Source organism: Bacillus sp. UNC437CL72CviS29, from assembly GCF_000482345.1.
Lineage (GTDB): Bacteria > Bacillota > Bacilli > Bacillales > Bacillaceae_G > Bacillus_A > Bacillus_A arachidis.
In genome coordinates this window covers 586208-609870 of the sequence record NZ_KI535303.1, presented here as the reverse complement: position 1 = coordinate 609870, position 23663 = coordinate 586208, and the positions used below count along the sequence as shown (strand labels likewise).

Sequence of the window (23663 nt, the reverse complement as noted above, 5' to 3'; positions counted from 1 at the left end):
TCGCGGGGTGGAGCAGTCTGGTAGCTCGTCGGGCTCATAACCCGAAGGTCGCAGGTTCAAATCCTGTCCCCGCAACCAAATGGTCCCGTGGTGTAGTGGTTAACATGCCTGCCTGTCACGCAGGAGATCGCCGGTTCGACCCCGGTCGGGACCGCCATTTATTTCTGGCTCGGTAGCTCAGTCGGTAGAGCAGAGGACTGAAAATCCTCGTGTCGGCGGTTCGATTCCGTCCCGAGCCACCATTTTTAAATAAATACGCCGGCTTAGCTCAATTGGTAGAGCAACTGACTTGTAATCAGTAGGTTGGGGGTTCAAGTCCTCTAGCCGGCACCATGTAAGTTTCGGAGGGGTAGCGAAGTGGCTAAACGCGGCGGACTGTAAATCCGCTCCTTCGGGTTCGGCAGTTCGAATCTGCCCCCCTCCACCATTTACATTTTATATAGGGGTATAGTTTAAAGGTAGAACAGAGGTCTCCAAAACCTCCGGTGTGGGTTCAATTCCTACTACCCCTGCCAAATAAATACAACATGGCGGTTGTGGCGAAGTGGTTAACGCACCGGATTGTGGCTCCGGCATTCGTGGGTTCGATTCCCATCAGTCGCCCCATTTTTTTAAAAATTTACAAATTAATTTAACTATGATAAGATATTTAATGTCTTACTTAAATATTAATTGTAATAAAATAAGAATTGTAAACATATAGTGTATTAGTAATTCGATGGGCTATAGCCAAGCGGTAAGGCAACGGACTTTGACTCCGTCATGCGCTGGTTCGAATCCAGCTAGCCCAGCCATTTTTGCGGAAGTAGTTCAGTGGTAGAATACAACCTTGCCAAGGTTGGGGTCGCGGGTTCGAATCCCGTCTTCCGCTCCAAATTTAATATGGCGGCATAGCCAAGTGGTAAGGCAGAGGTCTGCAAAACCTTTACCACCGGTTCGAATCCGGTTGCCGCCTTTCTTATTATGCCGATGTGGCGGAATTGGCAGACGCGCACGACTCAAAATCGTGTTCCTTCGGGAGTGTCGGTTCGACCCCGACCATCGGTATCAAATAACGTGAAAAAAGACTTTAACAGAAATGTTAAAGTCTTTTTTTGATTTTTTAGCATAGCAAAATAATAGGAGAGCGTGTGCATCGAATCGTGTACGTGAGCAATTATAAGGGAGCGTAATATATAGGTGGAATTTTTATCCCGCTATTTGCGGGCAGTAATACTCCCACCTCAAAACTCAGCGAAAGCATTGTCCAGTTCCAGTGGCTAGAATGTTTGATGTTTTCGCTTCTTCCTGCGAGGCAGAAAACACCTCTACGTCAGAAGCTCCATCCTCCTCACATTCTGCACGAGCGACTTCTACTTTTCTTTAAGAAGTTAGGTAGGAGATAAATTGCCCGTAAAAGCCCGATTGGTGAGGGCTAATAATCAGCGGGGGATTAAGCCCCCCCACTGATTAAAGTTTCACTTTATCCTGTTATTCGTGAACAGTATAATTGAAAAATGACTTTTGTGCTAAACAACATTACACTGTAAAATCATGTTATTTGAGTGTTAAACTCGTAATGAATTATAGAATTAAGGTATAATATAATTTGGGAATGAACTAAATTATATCGATGTATATTATGTCAATAATGTGAGTCGATAATGAACTTTTTGTATTTATTTTGAAAAAGTGTTGAATAAACATTATATTTCATATTAATATTTTTTATGTAGATTTAAACGTGAAAGAGAGTGGAACAGAATGGGTCGTAAATGGAATAATATTAAAGACAAAAAAGCATCAAAAGATGCAAATACAAGTCGCGTATACGCTAAATTTGGACGTGAGATTTATGTAGCAGCAAAACAAGGTGAGCCAGATCCAGAATCAAACCAAGCTTTAAAAGTTGTACTTGAGCGTGCAAAAACGTACAGTGTGCCAAAAACAATTATTGACCGTGCAATTGAAAAAGCAAAAGGTGGTTCAGAAGAAAATTATGACGAACTTCGTTATGAAGGATTTGGACCAAACGGATCTATGGTAATTGTAGATACACTTACAAATAACGTGAATCGTACTGCAGCAGATGTACGTGCTGCGTTTAGTAAAAACAGTGGTAATATGGGTGTAAATGGATCTGTAGCATATATGTTTGATGCGACAGCTGTTATTGGACTTGAAGGAAAAACTGCAGATGAAGTGCTTGAAATTTTAATGGAAGCAGACGTAGATGCACGTGATATTTTAGAAGAAGAAGAGGCAGTTATCGTTTATGCTGAGCCTGATCAGTTCCATGCGGTACAAGCAGCGCTTAAGGATGCTGGTATTACAGAATTCACAGTTGCTGAACTAACAATGCTTGCACAAAGTGATGTAACACTTTCAGAAGATGCACAAGTACAATTTGAAAAAATGATTGATGCATTGGAAGATTTAGAAGATGTTCAACAAGTCTACCACAATGTAGATTTAGGGGAATAATATATGAAAAAGAGACCTTTTGTTATTTAGAGCAGAGAGTCTCTTTTTTTATTCCATATGAGACATGGAGAATAGATCTTTATGATTTGATAGGAAGATTATAGGTTATTTCAGTTATTATTAATTTAAGAAGGACAAATGATTTGAGGGGTTATCAAATCATTTGTCCTTTTTAAAATATATTGTGGAATTAAAAACGTCTAGTATGTTGTTTAATCGGTAAGACTAGATAAGATAGTAGAGTAAAAAGTATGCATGGTCATATTGATTGTAAGAACGTTTGTTTGGTGTTATATTTATATTGTTCAAAGTGGAGTATTATATTCATTTTTTTAGAAATACTGTAGAAAAAAGGTTAGCAAGGGACGGACTAAAACTAAAAACTTGTCAGGTGATATAATAGAAGAAGGATGGATATGTGATTTTAAAGCAATTCATCTGAATATATTATATCCATTTTGATTTTATGACATATAAGCCGCGGCCATGAAAATAAAAAGGAACATCCGCTCTTTTCCCCCTTTGTTTTCAAGTGCCATAGAGCTAAAAAGTACTGGCTGCTTCTATATATGGCCGGATTCTCTCTCCAAACTAAAAAGAAGGTATTATGTCGTTTTTTAATTGGGATGTATATAGAAGCTTGCTACTTTTTCTGATAGAATATGTATTTTATAGCTTACAACATTGTAAGGTAAGTGTAAGAGAAATCAATTGGTGATTGCATTAAGAAACAGTATTCTTAATATAAGGGTTATTATAAGCTGCAAAGAAAAGAGGTGTGAACGATGAAAGAACGAGTACTATCTAGGGTTAACTATCATCAAAAGGTTTTATTCAATCCAATTTCAAAATTTCTTTATAAAGCTATTATTTTATTATTACTACTTAGTTGTACATTATTATTAATTGGAAATGTAATGATTGAACGAAGTGATATTAGTAAGCTACATGTACCCGCTAAATTAGAGATGCCAGAATCTCTGGCTCAGGCATTTATTGCGACAGAAGATAAAAGGTTTTATCACCATAATGGTCTAGACTATATAGCAATTGTTCGAGCTTCTATTGAAAATATAAAAGCTGGTGGTATTGTACAGGGCGGAAGTACAATTACACAACAGCTTTCCAAAAATGCCTTTTTATCCAATGAACGTACATTTTCTCGTAAATGGAAAGAGATTTTTTATACAAAAAAAATTGAGCGTACATTTACTAAAGAGGAAATTTTAAAATTATATGTAAGCAATATTTATTATGGAGAAGGTGCGTGGGGGATTGAAAAAGCATCCCAGCTATACTTTGGTAAAAGAATAAATCAATTAACATTGAGTGAGAGTGCAACGATGGCCGCTGTTGTGAAAGCTCCTGCTTATTATTCTCCTGCTCAGAATTATGATAAAGCAGTAGAAAGACGAAATGTCGTTTTGAAATTAATGGAACGAGAAGGATACATTAGCCATGCTGAATATATGCAAGCAATTGGTGAAAAATTAGTAATTCGTCATGATATTGCAACGAAGCATTCGTTGCAAAAAGTAGCCCGTAATAAGGCAGTAAGCTAAAAGCGAAGTTCCATAGAGAGAACTTCGCTTTTTTGAATAGAATAGCCAAAGAGGAGACACAATATTGACACATTTGTTATGTTTTTGGAAATTATGTGAGCGTGTTCATTGCATGACCTGTATAAGTATTGATATTATGTGTAATGTGTACAACAATGTATACAGAATATAAATTTAAAGAGGAATGTATATGAAATCATCAAATAAAATCATGGCTCTTGGTATAGTTTTTTCTATCGCAGTATTGATTGTAATCGGGACAATTGCGTACAGTATCATAAATGATAAAAAAGATAAAGGGGATGAGATGTTTGCTTATTCTACCCAGCAATCTTTAGGGAAGAAAGATGCTCCCGTTAAGGTTGTAGAATTTGGAGACTTTAAATGCCCAGCTTGTCGGACTTGGGATGCGACTGTATTACCTCGTTTAAAAGAAGAGTATATTAACAAAGATAAAGTACAGTTTTATTTCATTAACTTCCCATTTATCGGAAAAGATTCTGATTTAGGTGCTGCTGCTGGTGAGGCAATTTATAAACAGGACCCAGAATCCTTCTGGACATTCTATGATGAAATTTATCAAAGTCAGAAGAAAGATACTGAAAAATGGATTACAGAAGAACTACTTCTTAATATAGTGAAGGAAAAACTTCCGAAAGTTAATGTAGATCAGTTTAAAAAAGATTTACATAGCAAAGAAATTCAAGAGAAAGTACGCAAAGATTCAGACCGTGCACAAAAACTGAAAGTACAAGGTGCGCCTTCAGTATATGTAAACGGAAATCTTGCGAATCCAGATTATGACAGTATAAAAAAGGCAATTGATAAGGAATTGAAAAAGTGATGAGTATACTCATCACTTTTTCGACTTTTTTCGATAAAATTCTTGCTTAGGCTTTTGGGACGTGCTATACTACTTTACATAAGTTATTCAGATAAATTATATTTTTTCATATTTGCGGGTGTAGTTTAGTGGTAAAACAAGAGCCTTCCAAGCTCTGGTCGAGAGTTCGATTCTCTTCACCCGCTCCAAATTTCATTTTATATCTCATAATAAATTGTGATCAACGCAGTGTTTCGTTTCTAAGATAAACGGGGCATTGCGTTTTTTAATGTTTGGAAATGAAGATTTTATACGAAAATAGAATTAAGAACTATGATGACGAAGTGAATTGCTAACCATCAGTAGGTGATTACTTGTTTGATGAGGATATGTATTCATCGTAGAAGGAGGCCAAGCATGGATTTTGAGCAATTAAAACAAGATGTAATAGCGTATAGTAAAACAATTGGAATAGATAAAATAGGCTTTACGAGTGCCTCACCATTTGAAGAATTAAAACAGCGTTTAATTCAGCAGCAACAATTAAATTATCAGTCTGGTTTTGAAGAGCCTGATATTGAAAAAAGAACAAATCCACAGTTATTATTATCAGGAGCAAAATCAATTATTGCAATTGCATTAGCATATCCATCAAAGTTGAAAAATGCACCGTTAAGTAAACGAGGAGAACGACGTGGTATTTTTTGCCGTGCTTCTTGGGGACAAGATTATCATCTTGTTTTACGAGATCGCCTGCAAAAATTAGAGGCGTATTTAATCGAGAGGCTCCCAGATATAGAAGTGAAATCAATGGTTGATACAGGAGAATTGAGCGATCGTGCGGTTTCAGAGCGTGCTGGTATTGGGTGGAGTGGTAAAAACTGTTCCATTATTACGCCAGAATTTGGCTCCTATGTGTATTTAGGTGAAATGATTACGAATGTACCGTTTCCACCGGATAAACCAATAGAAGATCAGTGCGGAAGCTGTACAAAGTGTATTGATATTTGTCCAACTGGTGCACTTGTACAAGGTGGACAATTAGATTCTAAAAAATGTATTGCCTTTTTAACGCAAACAAAAGGGTTTCTTCCAGAAGAATATCGGGATAAAATTGGAAATCGTATTTACGGTTGTGATACATGCCAAACGGTTTGCCCAAAGAACAAAGGGATGGATTTTCATAACCATCCAGAGATGGAGCCGGATCCAGAGCTTGTTAAACCACTGTTAATGCCATTATTAACGATAAGTAATCGAGATTTCAAAGAAAAATATGGCATTATGTCTGGATCATGGCGCGGAAAAAAACCATTGCAACGAAATGCGATTTTAGCTCTTGCTCATTTTAAAGAAACCACAGCAATTCCTGATTTAATTGGTGTTATGAAAGATGATCCAAGACCTGTAATTCGAGGGACAGCAGCATGGGCTTTAGGGAAAATTGGTGGTGAAGATACAAAAGAAGCAATTGAAAATGCGATGGGACGTGAGAAGGATGAAGAAGTTCTTCATGAGATGAATCGTGGTCTTGAAATGTTAGCTGAGAAAAAACAGTAGATAATACCTCTTTTTTTCATATTGTGTAATATGGGAGGGAGAGGCCTATGTTGGTAAAGAAACAGATTGAACAACAGATGCAACAATTTTTAGCGTATATTACAAATAAACGTGCAAGTGTTGATAAGATTCCGGCTGATTTACTACAGGTACTACAGCGAAAAAGAAATTTGTTTCAAAACCGTGATGCTGAAATTGTAAAAGCAACAGCAGATGTATCTTTTATAAGACAATTGAATAGTGAGCAATATCAAGAAGTAGATTATCAAGTTCATTTGAAATATTTAGTTCATCACCATGAATTATTTTATATGGAAGAAGAACAATTAGAACGGCGTATTTATCTGAAAGATGGGCGTATTGTAGAAGATAAAGATATAGAGGCAAAAGAAGTGAAAGTTCAAGGCGAAACATTAGAGCGTGAGATAACGAAAGGAAATTATGCTTCTAATCAATATAATCGATTAGAAGCTGTCAAATATGCAGAGCGTTGGTGGGATGATCGGAATCCATTGTATCGTAACTTTCCTGATAATTGTACGAATTTTATTTCACAGTGTTTACATGCTGGTGAAACACCAATGACTGGGTATCCTAACATTCGTAAAGGATGGTGGCAAAGGGAGAATCAATGGAGCTGGAGCTGGGCTGTTGCTCATTCATTTTATTGGTATTTATCGGGGGCTACAACAGGACTTCGGGCTAAAGCGGTAGAAAAACCAGAAGAACTTTTACTTGGTGATATAATTGTCTATGATTTTGAAGATGATGGCAGATGGAATCACACAACAATAGTTGTAGCCAAAGATGCAGACGGCATGCCGCTTGTAAATGCCCACTCTGCTAATAGTCGCAGGCGGTATTGGAATTATGAAGATTCCAGTAAATATACGCCACAAATGAAATATAAATTTTTTCATATTATTAATGGGTAGAGATTTTTCAGTCAAGTGGTATAATACGTAGTAGACAAAAGATTGAGGTGAATATCACGTGGGAGTACATGTTGTTTTATATCAACCAGAGATTCCAGCAAATACAGGGAATATTGCACGTACTTGTGCAGCTACTGGGACAGAATTACATTTAATTAGGCCATTAGGATTTTCAACGGATGATAAAATGTTAAAACGTGCGGGCCTAGATTATTGGCAGCACGTAAAAATTACGTATTATGATTCGATTGAAGAATTTTATGAAAAAAATAGTGACGGTGAATTCTTTTATTTAACAAAGTATGGCGAAAAAGCACATACAGCGTTTGATTATAGTAAGCCTGAGAAGGATTATTATTTTGTATTTGGAAGAGAAACAAACGGATTACCAGCAAACGTAATCGAAGAAAACTTTGATCATTGTTTACGCATTCCAATGACTGACAAAGTGCGTTCTTTAAATTTATCCAATACAGCAGCAATTTTAATTTATGAAGCATTTCGTCAACAAAATTTTCCAGGTTTAGATTTGGAAATTGTATATTAAAAGTTGTATGTGATAGAGAACAAAAAGTGATGAGCCTAGGCTCATCACTTTTTGTTTGTACCAGGTTTATCATTATAACCTGAAGTGAAAATTGCAGTAAGAAATGTAAGTGATACACCTAAAATTAATAATAATTTCATATGAATCCTCCTTCTTCGTATTTTAGCTAATTTGGTCAGGAGTTTATGTAGATTCTGTGGAAGTAAAGAAGAGATATTTGTGAAAATGAGGGAGAAGTTCCCTGATAAATTCATTATACCGAATTTTCTTTTAACTTTGGAATGAAATTTATAATGTTTGTAGAAGATTTCATTTTGATTTAAAGAATGTTTAAGGACATCCTCGCATACCTTTTATAATAATCCGATTGAACAAGGAGATGGGGGAGGAGCTATAATGGATATTCTAAAGAAAATTGAACAACATCGAGAAGCAGAAGAACGTTTACAATGGGAAGGTACGTTTGCGGAGTATTTGGAGCTTGTTAAAGAAAGACCATGGGTGGCTCAAACTGCACACTCTCGCATTTACAATATGATTAAAGATGCTGGTATTGAGGAAGTAGAAGGTAGAAGAAAATATAACTTTTTTAGCAATCAGCTATTTGGATTAGAAGATGCATTAGAGCGTCTTGTAGAAGAATATTTTCATCCGTCTGCGAAACGTTTAGATGTTAGAAAACGGATTTTATTATTAATGGGGCCAGTTAGTGGTGGTAAATCAACGTTAGTTACTATGTTAAAACGAGGATTAGAGACATACTCGCGTACAGATCGCGGAGCCGTTTTTGCGATAAAAGGTTGCCCGATGCATGAAGATCCTCTTCACCTAATACCACATCATTTACGTGACGATTTTTACGATGAGTATGGTGTAAGAATTGAAGGGAACTTGTCACCATTAAATGTAATGCGTTTAGAAAAAGAATATGGTGGAAGAATTGAAGATGTAGTTGTAGAAAGGATTTTCTTCTCTGAAGATCGCCGGACAGGAATTGGTACATTCAGTCCTTCAGACCCAAAATCACAGGATATTGCGGATTTAACAGGAAGTATTGACTTTTCAACAATTGCAGAATATGGTTCAGAGTCAGATCCGCGTGCATATCGCTTTGACGGAGAGCTGAATAAAGCAAACCGTGGCATGATGGAATTTCAAGAGATGTTAAAATGTGATGAGAAATTTTTATGGCATTTATTATCACTTACACAAGAGGGGAATTTCAAAGCGGGGAGATTTGCACTTATTTCAGCGGATGAATTAATTGTAGCCCATACGAATGAAACAGAGTATCGCTCTTTTATTGCCAATAAGAAAAATGAGGCCTTACATTCAAGAATTATTGTGATGCCGGTTCCGTATAATTTACGAGCTAGTGAAGAAGAACATATTTATGAAAAGATGATTTATGAAAGTGATGTTTCAAATGTGCACATTGCACCGCATACACTTCGCGTCGCAGCAATGTTTACGATTTTAACACGTTTGAAGGATCCGAAGCGCCCAGATATTGATTTAATTAAAAAGATGCGTTTATATGATGGAGAAATGGTCGAAGGTTATAATGCAATTGATGTAGAAGAGTTACAACGTGAATATCAGGATGAAGGTATGAGTGGTATTGATCCACGTTATGTTATTAACCGTATTTCCTCTACTATTATTAGAAAAGAAGTACCATCGATTAATGCACTGGATGTATTGCGCTCTTTAAAAGACGGGTTAGATCAGCATCCATCTATTAGCAACGAAGACCGTGAACGCTATATGAATTTTATTTCATTAGCACGGAAAGAGTACGATGAGATTGCTAAGAAAGAAGTCCAAAAGGCATTCGTGTATTCGTATGAAGAATCAGCTAAGACGCTTATGGATAATTACTTAGATAACGTTGAAGCATATTGCAATAAATCAAAATTACGGGATCCATTAACAGGCGAAGAAATGAGTCCAGATGAAAAGCTTATGCGTTCTATTGAAGAACAAATTGGCATTTCAGAAAATGCGAAGAAAGCATTCCGAGAAGAAATTTTAATCCGCATTTCTGCGTATGCACGTAAAGGGAAACGTTTTGATTACAACTCACATGAGCGTCTTCGCGAAGCAATCCAGAAAAAATTATTTGCTGATCTGAAAGATGTTGTGAAAATTACAACATCGACTAAAACACCAGACGAAAATCAGCTGAAGAAAATTAATGATGTTGTAGCACGCCTAATCGATGAACATGGCTATAATTCTTCATCAGCGAATGAATTGCTTCGCTATGTAGGTAGCTTGTTGAATCGATAGTTTGATAATAAAACGCTGTCTCTTATGAAACCAGAGGCAGCGTTTTTGTATCTATCTGATTGAAGTGATAAACCCCCACTATATAAATCCATTTTGATTTTCCAATATCTAAATTGCGGCTATGTAAACAAAAGAAAGTCAACACTCATTTCGTTCCTTTGTTTTTATATGGAATGGGGCAAATAAGGAACCGACCGCTACTACGCTCGGCAGGATGCTCTCTTCCTACTACAAATTAGGTTTTGGGTCGGTATTTCAATCTGTATTTATATCGTGAATGTTTCCTATAGGCTTGTCCAAACATAATAAATTAAGGCGCAATTTTATGAATTTATTGTCAATTATTTTTGCAATATGCATATGATAGAGTAACCAACCATTCATACAGAAAAAGCCAACACAATACAATATGTTGCAGAGTGAAGAAGTGTGCAACAATGAATTGTGTTTCTTTCTTATCAGCTAAAGAAATTTCAATTTAAAATGGATGTTAAAGTCTTGTTAAGGAAGTTCGGGGGAATATGTAAACAAACTATGGTGCCTTATGATTCTGGAAAAAGTAAATTCTAATGAACAGATCTTTTGTAACTACTTTTGTTGCTACATCATAACCTCAAATCCGTATATTACTGTTTATTAGAGAAAATAAGGGAAATTACAGTAAGGAGGGAAAAGGATGGGCGAAGAAAATCAACCAAATTATACAATTTCACAGGAAAACTGGTCCCTCCATCGCAAAGGACATGACGATCAACAACGCCATCAAGAAAAGGTGCAAGAGGCAATTAAGAATAACTTACCAGACCTTGTGACAGAAGAAAGTATCGTTATGTCTAATGGTAGGGACGTTGTTAAAATACCAATTCGGTCTTTAGATGAATATAAAATTAGATATAACTATGATAAGAATAAACATGTTGGGCAAGGAACTGGTGATAGTAAAGTTGGCGATGTGGTTGCAAAAGATGGATCAAGTGGCCAAAAGCAAAAGGGACCAGGAAAAGGGCAAGGTGCAGGAGATGCAGCTGGGGAAGATTATTATGAGGCAGAAGTATCTATTTTAGAATTAGAGCAAGCATTTTTTAAAGAGCTGGAGCTACCTAACTTAAAGCGGAAAGAAATGGATGAAAATCGTATTGAACATATTGAATTTAATGACATTAGAAAAACAGGATTATGGGGAAATATTGATAAAAAACGGACGATGATATCAGCTTATAAACGAAATGCCATGAATGGCAAGCCTGCTTTTCATCCGATTCGTCAAGAAGATTTGAAGTTTCGGACGTGGAATGAAGTGTTGAAGCCAGATTCAAAAGCGGTTGTATTAGCAATGATGGATACAAGTGGATCTATGGGGATTTGGGAGAAGTATATGGCACGTAGCTTTTTCTTTTGGATGACAAGATTTTTACGTACAAAGTATGAAACAGTAGATATAGAATTTATTGCTCACCATACAGAAGCGAAGGTCGTGACAGAAGAAGAGTTTTTTTCAAAAGGAGAAAGTGGTGGAACAATCTGTTCCTCTGTTTATAAAAAAGCACTTGAGCTTATAGATGGAAAGTATTCACCGGATCGCTATAATATTTATCCATTTCATTTTTCAGATGGAGATAACTTAACATCAGATAATGCTCGTTGTGTGAAGCTTGTGCAAGAATTGATGAAGGTATGTAATATGTTTGGGTATGGGGAAGTAAATCAGTATAATCGTCACAGTACACTTATGTCAGCTTATAAAAATATTAAAGATGAGAATTTCAGGTACTACATTTTAAAACAGAAAGCTGATGTATTCCATGCAATGAAGAGCTTTTTTAGAGAAGAATCAGGTGAGAAAATGGCGTAGCCCCTTTTTTAAGGGGTTTTTATTGTAAATAAGATTTGGGTTAAATAGAAATATATATATAACTTTACTTTTTATGTAAAATAGTATATTATATAGATATATAATATAACGGTTATTTTCTAGGAGGAGCCTGTCACCATAGGCTCCTCCTGTTCTTTTTTAAGCAGCCTGTCGTACAGGTTTTTCTTTTAAGAGGAAATAACTGAAAATTACGAAATATAATTTTTGAAAGAGGTGAGGCATACATATAAGAAAGAGAGAAGCAATGGTGAAAGGAGGATAAGGCATGACATTGTTTGGTTATCCACTTGAAATAATTTATTTATATGGATTTATTATTACTACTATACTTACTGTTATTTATATCTTTTTTGGAGATATATTTGAATCCATATTTAGCTTCGGAGGGGGATCTATATCCATTGTAACGTTGCTACTCAGTTTCCTTGCAATGCTTTGTGGGTTTAGTTATATAGGTGAGTACTTATTTTCTTTGAATAGTATTGTTATTTTTAGTCTCTCTTTTGGTATATCCTTTATTGGTGTTTTTCTAATGAAGATATTGATTTTAAAACCAATTGCAGAAGCTGAACAAAATACAGTGCAACGTATGGATGAATTTGTTGGTTGCAAGGGAGAAGTGATTATTACAATACCAAAGGAAGGATTTGGAGAAGTATTAGTCTCTTCGCAATTTGGAAGCAATGCGATACCAGCTAAGTCAATTGGAAAGAAAGATATTTTACAAGGAACAGAGGTCATGGTTGAGGAAGTTCAAGATGGTGTTTTGCTTGTAAAAAACATCGCTTATTCTTTAAAAAAACCAAAGCTATAAGGGGGAATATGAATGATTCCATTAATTATCGGTGGTGTACTACTCGCAATTTTACTTTTACTTATTTTGGTGTTTATTACAAAATACCGTACAGTTGGTCCAGATGAAGCATTGATTGTCACCGGGAACTGGCTTGGAGGCGGAAAGAACGTTGTTACAACAGATGATGGAAAGAAAATTAAAATTATTCGTGGTGGAGGTACTTTTGTCGTACCGATTATGCAACGAGCAGAACCTCTTAGTTTATTAAACTACAAATTAGAGGTTGGAACACGTGATACGTATACAAAACAAGGGGTACCAGTTACAGTAAATGGTGTTTCTATTATTAAAGTAGGCTCAACAATTGAAGAAGTATCGACAGCGGCTGAGCAGTATTTAGGAAAAGAAACAGAAGAGTTAAAGATTGAAGCGAAAGAAGTGTTAGAAGGTCATTTACGTGCTATTTTATCTTCAATGACAGTGGAGGATGCTTATAGCAATAGAGAGCAATTTGCACAAAAAGTACATGAAGTTGCTTCGACAGATTTAAAGAAAATGGGACTTCGTATTGTCTCCTTTACGATCAAAGAAATTATGGATAAAAATGGTTATTTAGATGCTTTAGGTCAACCGCAAATCGCAACAGTGAAACGTGATGCAACAATTGCGAATGCGGAGCGTGAAAAAGAAGCACGTATTGAAAAAGCTCGTGCAGAAAAAGAAGCCAAAGAAGCTGAATATCAACGTGATGCACAAATTGCTGAGGCTGAAAAGCATAAAGAATTAAAAGTACAATCGTATAAGAGAGAGCAAGAGCAAGCTCGTGCTGATGCGGACCTTTCGTATGAATTACAGCAGGCGAAAGCACAACAAGGCGTTACAGAAGAACAAATGCGAGTTAAAATTATTGAGCGTGAAAAACAAATTGAATTAGAAGAAAAAGAAATTGCGCGTCGTGAAAAACAATATGATGCGGAAGTAAAGAAAAAAGCAGATGCAGATCGTTATGCAGTTGAACAATCAGCGGAAGCCGAAAAAGTAAAACAAATGAAAAAAGCAGATGCAGATCAATATAAGATTGAGGCAGAAGCAAAGGCACGTGCGGAAGAAGTACGTGTAGAAGGTTTAGCAAAAGCCGAAATTGAAAAGGCACAAGGGCAAGCAAAGGCAGAAGTTCAAAAAGCGCAAGGTACAGCGGAAGCGGATGTTATTAGGTTAAAAGGTTTAGCAGAAGCAGAAGCAAAACAAAAAATTGCGGAAGCATTTGAATTATATGGGCAAGCAGCAATTATGGATATGGTTCTTAAAATGCTTCCAAGCTATGCGAAAGAAGTTGCAAGCCCACTTAGCAATATTGATAAAATTACTGTTGTTGATACAGGCGGCGGTGGAAAAAACAGCGGCGCTGGAAAAGTGGCAGGATACGCAACGGATCTAATGGCAACGATGCAAGAAACATTAAAAGCTTCTTCTGGTATTGACTTAAAAGAACTATTAGAAAGCTTTGCTGGAAAAGGTACTGTGCAGCAAGCGGTAAGTGAGAAGCCTGTTGTGCAAGTAGTGGAAGAAAACGAGAAAACTGAAAAATAAAAGCGGAAGGCCCCTAGCATTAGGGGCCTTTTTAGGATCTAATGCAAAGAGAATATACTACATATATTTCTAGCGGAATTATATTCGATGATATCAGTGAAAACAATTGATGAATGAATTCCTTCAATTAGTTAAATTTAATTTGAATAAAGTAAATACAGATTAATGGAGAAATGATTATGTGTTAAACTACATTAAAATATATTTAATTATAATTCGTTACATAACTTGCTACAAGAACATTAGGAGGATTAGAAAGATGAGGAAATTGAAAGCAGAGATATACAAGTATGGAAAGATTACTACCTTTTACTAAACAAGCTTATTTCAAGTGAGATTACAAATAGGATGAACTGTTGTGTATAGAGTAATTCAAACATTTTTATGGTCATATAAAAAATATTTTGTACCCATTTTTATTTTTAACATTCTTTAAAGTTGATAAGAAGCAAGAAATAACTTAGGAAGGCTAATTATATCAGCACTATTTTGTAAAAGTATAATTTTATTTAGTGTGTTGTTATCGCAGTTTTTATAAGGAACTAAGGAGATTTAATGTATGAAAAAGAGAATTGTAATCATAGAAGATGAAGATAATATCCGAGACATATGTAAACGGTACTTGGAAAGAGAAGGATACGAAGTATACACCGCTGTAAATGGAACGGAAGGTTGGGATGTATTTCAGCAATATCAACCAGATTTAATTATTTTAGATTTGATGATGCCGAAAAAAGATGGTTGGGAATTATGTGAGGAAATTCGTCAATACTCTAATATCCCTATTATTATGTTAACAGCTAGGGGAGAGGAAAGAGATCGAATTTTAGGATTAACAATGGGTGCGGATGATTATGTGACAAAGCCGTTTTCACCTCGTGAATTAGTATTAAGGGTACAAATTATATTAAGAAGAGGAAATTATGTAACACCACAAACACAAGAACCGGTATCGGAAATGATAGAGTTTTTAGATTTGAAGATTTGTCCAACAAAAAGGCGTGTATTTGTTTGTGAACATGAAATCGAGCTAACTGTGAAAGAATTTGAGGTACTTTATCTAATGGCAAAACATCCAAAACAAGTATTTTCCCGTTCTCAACTTCTTGAACAAATTTGGGGTTTTGAGTATGAAGGATGTACAAATGCAGTTACTGTGTTAATGAGTCGCTTACGTGAAAAATTAGAGAAGCATACAACAAAGAGCCGTTGGATTCATACAGTTTGGGGCATTGGTTATCGCTTTGAGCCAGAGGAAGGAAGTCAAGCATGAAATTACGTAATCAATTGTTATTGATGAATCTATTAAGTACAAGTATCATGTTAATTTTTATTTGGTACAGTGAAAGGCGAATGTTACTTAGACCGGAACAAACAAAATTATTAATAGGAATTGTGATTGTAGCAATGATTGTTTCAACGATTATTTACTGGTTAATGACACGTCCTATTATGAGATCTATTCAAAATTTGATTGCATTAACCCAACAGTTTAGTGATAGGCAATTTGGAACGATGTACATAATAGGAAAAGAACCAGAAGAATTTAAGGAATTAGCGACAGCTTTTCAACAAATGGCTAAAAAATTAGAAGAAAGCTTTACTAAGTTAGAAAAAGGGGAGAAAGCACGTACAGAGTTAATTGCGAATATTTCCCATGACTTACGAACTCCTATAGCTAGTATACAATTGATGATAGAAGCGTTACAGGATGGTTTAATTGAGGAACCTAACATGAAAATGCAGTACTTAACGACAATTCTAAACGAAATACAAAGATTAAGTGGATTAATTAATAATTTGTTCGATCTTTCTAAGTTAGAACTTGGACAAGAAGCATTTCAGCCAAATTTAACACATGTAGATAGCATTCTATTAAAAGTACTAGATTCACATTCAATTTTACTAGAGGAAAAAGATATTCAGTTGCAATTGCAAGTTGCGGATACATTGCCACGACTTTGGATTATGCCATGTAAAATAGCACGAGTTATAGGGAATTTGTTACAAAATGCGATTCGGCATTCTCCTACGTTTGGAACAATTGAGTTAATTGTAGAGGAAAATAAACAGAAACAACAAGTCAAATTCACTCTGCGTGATGAAGGAGAAGGGATTTCTTCCGATGACCAATTACGTATATTCGATCGTTTTTTCAGAACAGACCCATCAAGAAGTTCACAATCTGGAGGATCTGGACTTGGGCTCGCCATTGCAAAATCGCTAGTTGAAATGCACAATGGGGAAATTGGTGTTCAGGATCGTCCAGATGGAAGACAGGGATGTGAATTTTGGTTTACTCTCCCTGTTATATCAGAAAAGAAATAAGGCGGTTGAAAGACTTTTGTAACATTTATGAGAGAGAAATGAAAGCTTTGTTGGCTATGATGAAGTTAATCTTACTAGTAGATGTTCGAACTCATCTAGAAAACAAGGAGAAAAATGACGATGAAGAAATTAAAACCAACACTTGGGGTATTAAGTGGTGTAACGATGGCGCTGACTTTAGCATCCCCTACTTTAGCTGAAACAACACCTGAACAAGGCGGAAAAGTGGAAACTTTTAAAGAAGATAAAAATATGAAGGAAGGACAAAATATTATCTATGATGGTTCTGAAAAAAAAGGAATCATAATTATGGAAGAGCCTCAGGAAAATAATGACTGGGATAATGATGGCATTCCTAATGATGTAGAAGAAAAAGGATTTAAAATTGTATTTAATAAAAAAACAGGAAAAAATGAAGCCCAACTATGGGATCAACAGCAAGACTTTGGTGAAAAGAGATTTATAACAAATCCTAGGAGTGCAAACTCAGATGGAGACCCTTTTACAGATAGCTATGAAGTGGAGCATTATGGCAGTGATTCTGATGTAGATTTCAATCCTATGATTGCGAATGTACCAAATCTACAAATTGCTGTAAAACGCATCGATATTACTCCAGTTGCTAGTATTACAGATTCAAATGGTGAATCACGTACTAAGACTTGGGAAAAAAGTTTATCGGTACAACATTCTTTTAATATAGGTTTAGCTGGTGAAGCTGGTGCTGAGGGATCAGCAGCGGGTCCTGTACCTTCAGGAAAAGGATCGTTAAATGTGGGGTATGGTTATTCTAATACAAAAACGGAAACAGAAAGTATCTCTAATAGTTTTGATTGGTCAACAGCAACCACTGTTGATTCAGCTAAAGCAGCAAATGTGCGCTTTCATCTAGAATATAAAAATACGGGTACAGCATCTGCTGGAGATGTTTCACCTCACTTTAACATTCGATTAGGAAATAAAATTATCAATACTGTAAAGGCAACACAAGACCGTTATAAAGCAAACTTGTTAACTACAGAAAAAGGAGGGAACAATAAAACTGAAATTCTAATGGACAGTGTAGAAGGTCAAGCCGATGTGAAAATTTCCCTAACACTGGATGAATTAAAAGCAGTAGAACAAGGGGCACCTCTTTCTATTGAAGTATTGCCTACTAGTACGATGAATGTGTATACAATGAAAGATGGAAAATTTGAAAATTTAGGAGATTGGGCGCATTTTGCGTCTAATGTAAATGCTTCTACTACATTAGTAGAAACAAATTTGGGTTCTATACCAAAATTTAGAGTGTATACGCCAAAAAATGATAAAACAAAACCTGCTAGCGTTGATCATAATCTTTCACTGGACGAATTTTTTAAACATAGCGGGATAGATAGTTATGTTTGGTCAGTAAACGCTGTAGTGAATGGTCAGTTAAACAAAAATCTAGTTCGTTATGGTCCAAATCGGACTCTTTTAGAACGAGGTAAGAACCTTGGTTTCTTTGATAACCGCGCACTACGACCAACTCTATCATATAGCAGTTATGATTATAGCAAGAAAAAGATTTATGCATCGGTTATACCAGGTTTATTTAATATAAGTGAAGAAATCTTTGTTACGGTTAGAAATAAAGAAGGTGAGCAACAAAAGGTAAAGTTAGTTCGAAATAAGAATTCAAATGTGTATGAATCTAAAGAGAATGAACCTGTAGACTTAGCAGTAAACAAAAGAGCTCTTGGAGAAACAACAGTTAAGTTTGAACTCAATGATGTCCAAGATAATAAAACTGAAGTTTCTGTGCCCCTTGTTTCAAATAAAAGCTATCTAGAGGCTATCGATAAATTAGTAGTAGATAATTCCGGAGAACCTATTCTAGAAGGAAAACAGTACTATTTGAAGACGAATGTTAACATACGTGAAGGGGTACAGGAGAATTGGCACATTGGTTTAGACCAAACAATTAGTGGGCGATATGTACACTTTTCACCTCAGTCGAATTGGGATAGATTGAGACTCGGTCCTATACAAAAAGCAATACATGGGGCAGACATTCAAGCAACACCAGTAATGATAGAAAGAAAAGGACAGCCTAAACCAGGACAACCATTCAAAAAAGATGAAGAAGTGTTCCTTAAGTTTACTAGCAGTAGTTATAGTGGTTATCAGTATTTAAATATTGGAAATGGTTATGATTATAACTGGTTAGATACTGAAAACAATAGATCTTCTATTAAATTAGACAAGCTTCCTAATCAGAATAGCTTCTATCTAAAATCTGATTCTACTTATATCACATTTAGACAAAATAATTGGCTAAGTAGTGTTGCAGATAATGGTAGCGCCCCACTTGTAGCAGGTAGTGAGTTTATTTTAAAACCTGAGCATACAACTTCACCAGGTAATAACCATAAATGGGAATTAGAAAGTATTAAGTAAAGTAAGAGATTATAAGGCTGGAAGTCTGGTTTTAGAAGACTTAGCGACCTATGCATATTTGAAAGCTACGTGCGGTAACAATCAATAAAGGCTAAGTTTATCTTGTTATTTACGCGGGCAGTAATACTACTGCCTAAGAGCAAAGAGTAGAAGTACTACTGTCCGTAAAATTCTAATAAGTGAAATCTTACAAAACTGTCATCTTTATGTAAGGTTATTAGATGGTTCATTTATTATTTCAATGTGATAATAAAGGTATAAGAAATACCAGTAAATTTGTAGATATTATAGGAGAGTGTCAGTGATGATTATAACAACAACTTCAACGATTCAAGGAAAAGAAATTATTGAGTATATCGATATTGTAAACGGTGAAGCGATTATGGGTGCAAATATCGTACGTGATCTATTTGCTTCTGTTCGTGACGTTGTCGGTGGCCGTTCGGGTGCATATGAAAGTAAATTAAAAGAAGCTCGTGATATTGCAATGGAAGAGATGAAAACTCTTGCGAAGCAAAAAGGTGCAAATGCAATTGTTGGTATTGATGTAGACTATGAGGTCGTTCGTGATGGAATGTTAATGGTTGCTGTAAGTGGCACAGCTGTACGTGTATAAAATAAAAAGTATAATTGCTAAAGCACCTTGTTAAGAGTAAGGTGCTTTTCCTTTTTTGTAAAATGAGAAAGGTGAAACACTTAAAGGGAAATAATATCTTATTTTCTTTAAGTTACTGTAGTGTTTTTTGTACCATTAATATTTTCAATTATGATATATTTTTTAGCAGAAGAAGATGTTCAATTCATCATAAAAAGGAGAATGTGTTGTTGGGAAAAAGTGGGGTAACTACAATTATATCGATTTCAATACCAGTTTTATTGATCTTACTCATAGTTAACTTTATAAATGAAATTATTTTAACTGTATTTCATGGGATTTCCCTTGTTTTACCTTTATTTCTTTGTCCTATTGGATTTATTTTAGCTATATTTTCTTATACAGTAGATAAAAATAATGGAGCAAAGATTGGGATAGTATTAAATGTGTTAGTATTCTTAATTCCTTTTATTTTGCTGATACGGGGAACGATGTGATTTCTATTTTGATTATATTTAAATAGAGTTACTTTCTCTAAATGGGAAAAAACGTAGAAAAAATCCTTGATAATTTTGGGGGATTCTGGTGCTAGAAATATATGTGGTATATTCTCTTTTATTTTGCACCAGCCCACCTTTTTAGACACTATTTAGAAGTGTATTTTATTTCTTCTAGTCTATCCAGTATCCTTCTTTTCTTATAAAGCATTTTCCCTACTTCTGCAATTTCTTCAATTGTTTTTCGGTTTAAGTAGGCTCCAAAAATCATGCCAGCAACAGGAATCATCTGAAATAACTTTTTCCAACCATAATTGTCACGATACACAGTAAACACTTCTCGCCATGATTTAATTTGTGACACACTGTCGTCATGATTGGCGCGGCCATCAAAATGTTTTAATTCATGAAGGATTGTTTGTTTTCCTACAATATCAGATGAAGAGAATTGTAAGCATTTTACGATAAATAACCTCTCTTGAATATCTTCGGGATTATACCCGTAGCAAATTGCAATTTCTTGCAAAATATTTAGTGACATACTTAAAACTGCCGGAATATCAATTGCTAGAGTGAAAATACCGCCAAATCCAGTTGTGGCTCCTTGGGCTGTTGCGACAGATTTTCTATTTTCGATAATTTTATCAACGATTGTATCCATCTCATGTAAAGAGAATTTTTGAACATCTGTTAAAGAAGCTGCATTTTCAAATTTCTTTATTGTTGTTTGTGGATGAATTAAATATTTACTTCCAGAATTGAGATATTGAATGAGTTCATCTAGTAAAATATTAATTTTTTTATGAATGAATTTTGGAGTTAGTTTATCAAGAATAGCAAACGGAATTTTCCCCCACTTTTCAAAGAACCAAAGGTCTTCCTGGTTTCTCTCCCATTTTTCAATCATTGCGATTTCTTTTAATAAAAGTTCCTGTGACTCCATTTTTTACCCTACTTTCTTATAACCGTATCTTTTTATTTTACTGGATATTTTTTGAATAATAAATAAAATTAGGAGTTTGGATTAGGGTGGAATATGGTAAATAATTAGAGAAATAATGTTATTAAACGCATAATTGTCATTTTATTTATGAATTTAATTTTGAATTTTTAAAAACATAATGAGTTTATTACATGAGTGATAGAATAGATGAGAAAAATAGAGAAGCGTGAAGTAGGGAGTAGATTTTGAATGAAAGCGATGATTGAAGAAATTTATAGTTCATATAAAGGAAGAATAGAAGAGATTTTCGTTGATGAATCATCTTACGTATATGAATGGGAACAACTAATGACAATTCGAAAAAATGATGGAATACTGGAGAAAGTAGCAGTAGGAATTAGTGGTCATATACGATCTATAAATATAGAGATTGGTCAGGAAATTGATACGGATACATTGTTACTTAAGTTAGAAGATGATTTATTAATTACTGGCTGTGAATGAAAAAAGATGTGTAGAAATTGCTACACATCTTTTTCATTAGTAATAGTTCTTCATATATAATATAAACATCTGTATTATATACTTGTTCTCATTTTTGATAATATGGGCATAGGATATATTAGGAAAGAAGAGAGCTTTTAACTATATATTATTCTTGGAAAACAGTGAGGAGAGAATAAACATGGGGAAAGAACTGTTTGTGACGATGGAATGTGCGTATACACTTCAAGGAACATTAACACTCCCTACATATTATTCTGAATCGTATCCAGCTATTTTAATAATTGGTGGTAATGGAACCGGAGATCGTGATGGAAATACAGGTCGTTTGCAGTTAAACTTATATAAAGGGTTAGCGGATTATTTTACCTCTCTAGGATTTGCGGTGCTTCGTTATGATAAGCGTGGTACTCATAAAAGTAAGGGGGATTATTATAAATCCGGGGTAACAGACTTTATTGATGATGCTGTTTTATGGATTAGGTTTTTAAAGGATCACCCGCAAATAGATCCAAAACGTGTTATTATTGCAGGACATAGTGAGGGTGCTTTACTTGCACCAGCTGTCTACGCAAGAGAATCAGTTGCAGGATTAATATTACTTGCTGGTGCAGCAGAACCATCTAAATCTTTGTTTGAAAGACAAATAGAGAAAGTTGCTAACGAGTTAACAACTGCATCAGGGTCTATTGGATGGTTATCTAGAATGTTGAAGATTCCAGAGCGAATGAAGAAGAAAAATGAAGTGCTTATGAAAAAGGTGCAAGATTCAACAAAATCTGTAATATGGATAAAAGGTATAAAAGTGAATGCAAAATGGCTACGAGAACAGTTACAATATAATGTAGTTACATATTTAGAACAAGTATCATGTCCTGTTTTAGCAATTACGGGAGACAGTGATATACAAGTGCCACCTGAGCATGCTAAACTAATTGCTTCATATGTTAATGGGGAAGCAGAGTGGCATATCATTCCGCACATGAACCATATTTTAAGAAATTATGAACATAAGCATACAATGATTCGATTAATGAAGGAATATAAGGGGCTTATGGATAAATCTATTGAAGAAGAGTTGTTACATGTGATGAAGGGATGGTTAAAAAAACATTATCTTTCATAGGAGATGTAGTTGTGAGGAAACAAAAGTTTTTATTATTTATGTTGTTAGGGCTTTTCACCATGATAGTAGCTTGTGAGAAGCAAGAAGAGGCTGAATCTAAACCGGTTCAAGTAAAAAATGAAAAAAAACAAGAGAAGACGCATACAGAGGAAGAAGAGAACAAAGAGAAAAAGGGTATGAATTTAATGGATAGGCAATTGTTACTTTCTGCAACAATTGGTGATACAGAAACAGCTATGAAATTAATAAAAGATGGGGCTAATATAAATATATCAGGAGATAAAGGAGAAACACCTGTAATGGCAGCGACGTATCATAATCATGTTGAGACAGTGAAAGCATTGATTGATGCAGGTGCAAATATTGAATTGCCAGATAAAAATAAAGAAAATCCATTCCTTTATGCGAGCAAAGAGGGTTATGTTGATATTGTGAAACTAACAATTGATGCAGGAACGAATATTAGACAAACAAATCGTCATGGTGGAACAGCGCTCATTTCAGCGGCTGAAAGAGGGCATGTGGAAGTTGTAAAAGAGCTAGTAGATCGTACAGATATCGATGTGAATTATAAGAATGACTTTGGTTGGACGGCATTACTCAAAGCGATTGCTGTTGGGAATGGCAGTGAAAACCATAAACAAATTGTACAGTTACTTATTGATCGTGGTGCAGATGTAAATATGCCAGATCGAGAAGGAATTACTCCTTTGCAGCATGCGGAGAATCGAGGATTTAAAGAAATAGCAAATACGCTAAGAGTAGCAGGAGCAAATGAAATTATCAAACAATCTACTGAATAATG

The 23663-nt window shown here is 35.2% G+C and carries 19 protein-coding genes and 12 tRNA genes; 30 read left to right on the top strand and 1 reads right to left on the bottom strand.

What is annotated here, in order from left to right:
* Position 1: 1 nt before the first annotated feature.
* From M014_RS0124185 to M014_RS0124050, 27 genes are all read left to right on the top strand, one after another.
* A tRNA-Met gene (locus tag M014_RS0124185) sits at positions 2–78 on the top strand.
* 3 nt (positions 79–81) lie between these two features.
* Positions 82–157, top strand: a tRNA-Asp gene (locus M014_RS0124180).
* A gap of 9 nt (positions 158–166) precedes the next feature.
* Positions 167–242, top strand: a tRNA-Phe gene (locus M014_RS0124175).
* 15 nt (positions 243–257) lie between these two features.
* A tRNA-Thr gene (locus tag M014_RS0124170) sits at positions 258–333 on the top strand.
* A 10-nt stretch (positions 334–343) separates the two neighbouring features.
* Positions 344–427, top strand: a tRNA-Tyr gene (locus M014_RS0124165).
* 14 nt (positions 428–441) lie between these two features.
* A tRNA-Trp gene (locus tag M014_RS0124160) sits at positions 442–515 on the top strand.
* 15 nt (positions 516–530) lie between these two features.
* Positions 531–606: transfer RNA gene (locus M014_RS0124155), tRNA-His, on the top strand.
* A 113-nt stretch (positions 607–719) separates the two neighbouring features.
* A tRNA-Gln gene (locus M014_RS0124150) sits at positions 720–794 on the top strand.
* A 5-nt stretch (positions 795–799) separates the two neighbouring features.
* Positions 800–874, top strand: a tRNA-Gly gene (locus M014_RS0124145).
* A gap of 10 nt (positions 875–884) precedes the next feature.
* Positions 885–955, top strand: a tRNA-Cys gene (locus M014_RS0124140).
* Between the two features lie 10 nt (positions 956–965).
* Positions 966–1047: transfer RNA gene (locus M014_RS0124135), tRNA-Leu, on the top strand.
* 696 nt (positions 1048–1743) lie between these two features.
* Positions 1744–2463, top strand: coding sequence for a YebC/PmpR family DNA-binding transcriptional regulator (locus M014_RS0124130; protein WP_017149848.1), 720 nt, complete (start codon positions 1744–1746; stop codon positions 2461–2463).
* Between the two features lie 785 nt (positions 2464–3248).
* The gene (locus tag M014_RS0124125) at positions 3249–4025 is read left to right on the top strand and encodes a transglycosylase domain-containing protein (protein WP_026593988.1); all 777 of its coding nucleotides are present in this window, start codon (positions 3249–3251) and stop codon (positions 4023–4025) included.
* 190 nt (positions 4026–4215) lie between these two features.
* Positions 4216–4869 (top strand): DsbA family protein, encoded by a 654-nt coding sequence (locus M014_RS0124120; protein WP_026593987.1) that lies wholly within the window; start codon positions 4216–4218, stop codon positions 4867–4869.
* Between the two features lie 114 nt (positions 4870–4983).
* A tRNA-Gly gene (locus M014_RS0124115) sits at positions 4984–5057 on the top strand.
* Between the two features lie 208 nt (positions 5058–5265).
* Positions 5266–6408, top strand: coding sequence for a tRNA epoxyqueuosine(34) reductase QueG (queG, locus tag M014_RS0124110; protein WP_026593986.1), 1143 nt, complete (start codon positions 5266–5268; stop codon positions 6406–6408).
* A gap of 47 nt (positions 6409–6455) precedes the next feature.
* Entirely contained in the window at positions 6456–7343 is an 888-nt protein-coding gene (locus M014_RS0124105) for an amidase domain-containing protein (RefSeq protein ID WP_026593985.1), read from the top strand.
* Positions 7344–7401: 58 nt separating this feature from the next.
* Positions 7402–7890 carry a tRNA (uridine(34)/cytosine(34)/5-carboxymethylaminomethyluridine(34)-2'-O)-methyltransferase TrmL gene (gene trmL, locus M014_RS0124100; protein WP_026593984.1) on the top strand — a complete coding sequence of 163 codons (489 nt, stop codon included), beginning with the start codon at positions 7402–7404 and terminating at the stop codon, positions 7888–7890.
* Positions 7891–8286: 396 nt separating this feature from the next.
* Positions 8287–10182 carry a PrkA family serine protein kinase gene (locus M014_RS0124090; RefSeq protein ID WP_026593983.1) on the top strand — a complete coding sequence of 632 codons (1896 nt, stop codon included), beginning with the start codon at positions 8287–8289 and terminating at the stop codon, positions 10180–10182.
* 676 nt (positions 10183–10858) lie between these two features.
* On the top strand, positions 10859–12034 hold the full coding sequence (gene yhbH, locus M014_RS0124085) for a sporulation protein YhbH (protein WP_026593982.1): 1176 nt from the start codon (positions 10859–10861) through the stop codon (positions 12032–12034).
* A gap of 286 nt (positions 12035–12320) precedes the next feature.
* The gene (locus M014_RS0124080) at positions 12321–12869 is read left to right on the top strand and encodes an NfeD family protein (RefSeq protein WP_026593981.1); all 549 of its coding nucleotides are present in this window, start codon (positions 12321–12323) and stop codon (positions 12867–12869) included.
* A 12-nt stretch (positions 12870–12881) separates the two neighbouring features.
* Positions 12882–14441 (top strand): flotillin family protein, encoded by a 1560-nt coding sequence (locus tag M014_RS0124075; RefSeq protein WP_026593980.1) that lies wholly within the window; start codon positions 12882–12884, stop codon positions 14439–14441.
* A gap of 559 nt (positions 14442–15000) precedes the next feature.
* A complete protein-coding gene (locus M014_RS0124070; RefSeq protein ID WP_026593979.1) occupies positions 15001–15714 on the top strand; it encodes a response regulator transcription factor in 714 nt (237 codons plus the stop codon).
* Positions 15711–16769: a sensor histidine kinase gene (locus M014_RS0124065; protein WP_026593978.1), complete on the top strand. Its 1059-nt coding sequence runs from the start codon at positions 15711–15713 to the stop codon at positions 16767–16769. The genes M014_RS0124070 and M014_RS0124065 overlap by 4 nt, the downstream gene beginning before the upstream one ends.
* Before the next feature lie 120 nt (positions 16770–16889).
* A complete protein-coding gene (locus tag M014_RS0124060; protein ID WP_026593977.1) occupies positions 16890–19193 on the top strand; it encodes a binary toxin-like calcium binding domain-containing protein in 2304 nt (767 codons plus the stop codon).
* A 304-nt stretch (positions 19194–19497) separates the two neighbouring features.
* Positions 19498–19809, top strand: coding sequence for a heavy metal-binding domain-containing protein (locus M014_RS0124055; protein ID WP_000587631.1), 312 nt, complete (start codon positions 19498–19500; stop codon positions 19807–19809).
* Between the two features lie 206 nt (positions 19810–20015).
* Complete coding sequence (locus tag M014_RS0124050) at positions 20016–20285, top strand: hypothetical protein (RefSeq protein ID WP_026593976.1); 270 nt, start codon at positions 20016–20018, stop codon at positions 20283–20285.
* Positions 20286–20433: 148 nt separating this feature from the next.
* Here M014_RS0124050 and M014_RS0124045 read toward each other — a convergent pair whose 3' ends face one another.
* Positions 20434–21228 (bottom strand): EcsC family protein, encoded by a 795-nt coding sequence (locus M014_RS0124045; RefSeq protein ID WP_026593975.1) that lies wholly within the window; start codon positions 21226–21228, stop codon positions 20434–20436.
* 249 nt (positions 21229–21477) lie between these two features.
* On the opposite strand from M014_RS0124045, the gene M014_RS0124040 reads away from it, so the two are divergent.
* The 3 genes from M014_RS0124040 to M014_RS27455 all read left to right on the top strand — a co-directional run bounded on the left by M014_RS0124040 (position 21478) and on the right by M014_RS27455 (position 23661).
* Positions 21478–21732: a hypothetical protein gene (locus M014_RS0124040; protein ID WP_026593974.1), complete on the top strand. Its 255-nt coding sequence runs from the start codon at positions 21478–21480 to the stop codon at positions 21730–21732.
* A 181-nt stretch (positions 21733–21913) separates the two neighbouring features.
* Positions 21914–22858 (top strand): alpha/beta hydrolase family protein, encoded by a 945-nt coding sequence (locus M014_RS0124035; RefSeq protein WP_026593973.1) that lies wholly within the window; start codon positions 21914–21916, stop codon positions 22856–22858.
* The gene (locus tag M014_RS27455; RefSeq protein ID WP_081811115.1) at positions 22831–23661 is read left to right on the top strand and encodes an ankyrin repeat domain-containing protein; all 831 of its coding nucleotides are present in this window, start codon (positions 22831–22833) and stop codon (positions 23659–23661) included. The genes M014_RS0124035 and M014_RS27455 overlap by 28 nt, the downstream gene beginning before the upstream one ends.
* Positions 23662–23663 lie beyond the last annotated feature (2 nt).

Bases quoted from the DNA above. Each gene is read 5' to 3' on its own strand.
- M014_RS27455 (WP_081811115.1), top strand. From the start codon at position 22,831: ATGGTTAAAAAAACATTATCTTTCATAGGAGATGTAGTTGTGAGGAAA.
- M014_RS0124055 (WP_000587631.1), top strand. From the start codon at position 19,498: ATGATTATAACAACAACTTCAACGATTCAAGGAAAAGAAATTATTGAG.
- M014_RS0124130 (WP_017149848.1), top strand. From the start codon at position 1,744: ATGGGTCGTAAATGGAATAATATTAAAGACAAAAAAGCATCAAAAGAT.
- M014_RS0124065 (WP_026593978.1), top strand. From the start codon at position 15,711: ATGAAATTACGTAATCAATTGTTATTGATGAATCTATTAAGTACAAGT.
- M014_RS0124105 (WP_026593985.1), top strand. From the start codon at position 6,456: ATGTTGGTAAAGAAACAGATTGAACAACAGATGCAACAATTTTTAGCG.
- yhbH (WP_026593982.1), top strand. From the start codon at position 10,859: ATGGGCGAAGAAAATCAACCAAATTATACAATTTCACAGGAAAACTGG.
- M014_RS0124080 (WP_026593981.1), top strand. From the start codon at position 12,321: ATGACATTGTTTGGTTATCCACTTGAAATAATTTATTTATATGGATTT.
- M014_RS0124075 (WP_026593980.1), top strand. From the start codon at position 12,882: ATGATTCCATTAATTATCGGTGGTGTACTACTCGCAATTTTACTTTTA.
- M014_RS0124125 (WP_026593988.1), top strand. From the start codon at position 3,249: ATGAAAGAACGAGTACTATCTAGGGTTAACTATCATCAAAAGGTTTTA.
- M014_RS0124045 (WP_026593975.1), bottom strand. From the start codon at position 21,228: ATGGAGTCACAGGAACTTTTATTAAAAGAAATCGCAATGATTGAAAAA.
- M014_RS0124040 (WP_026593974.1), top strand. From the start codon at position 21,478: ATGAAAGCGATGATTGAAGAAATTTATAGTTCATATAAAGGAAGAATA.
- queG (WP_026593986.1), top strand. From the start codon at position 5,266: ATGGATTTTGAGCAATTAAAACAAGATGTAATAGCGTATAGTAAAACA.
- M014_RS0124060 (WP_026593977.1), top strand. From the start codon at position 16,890: ATGAAGAAATTAAAACCAACACTTGGGGTATTAAGTGGTGTAACGATG.
- M014_RS0124070 (WP_026593979.1), top strand. From the start codon at position 15,001: ATGAAAAAGAGAATTGTAATCATAGAAGATGAAGATAATATCCGAGAC.
- M014_RS0124035 (WP_026593973.1), top strand. From the start codon at position 21,914: ATGGGGAAAGAACTGTTTGTGACGATGGAATGTGCGTATACACTTCAA.
- M014_RS0124120 (WP_026593987.1), top strand. From the start codon at position 4,216: ATGAAATCATCAAATAAAATCATGGCTCTTGGTATAGTTTTTTCTATC.
- M014_RS0124090 (WP_026593983.1), top strand. From the start codon at position 8,287: ATGGATATTCTAAAGAAAATTGAACAACATCGAGAAGCAGAAGAACGT.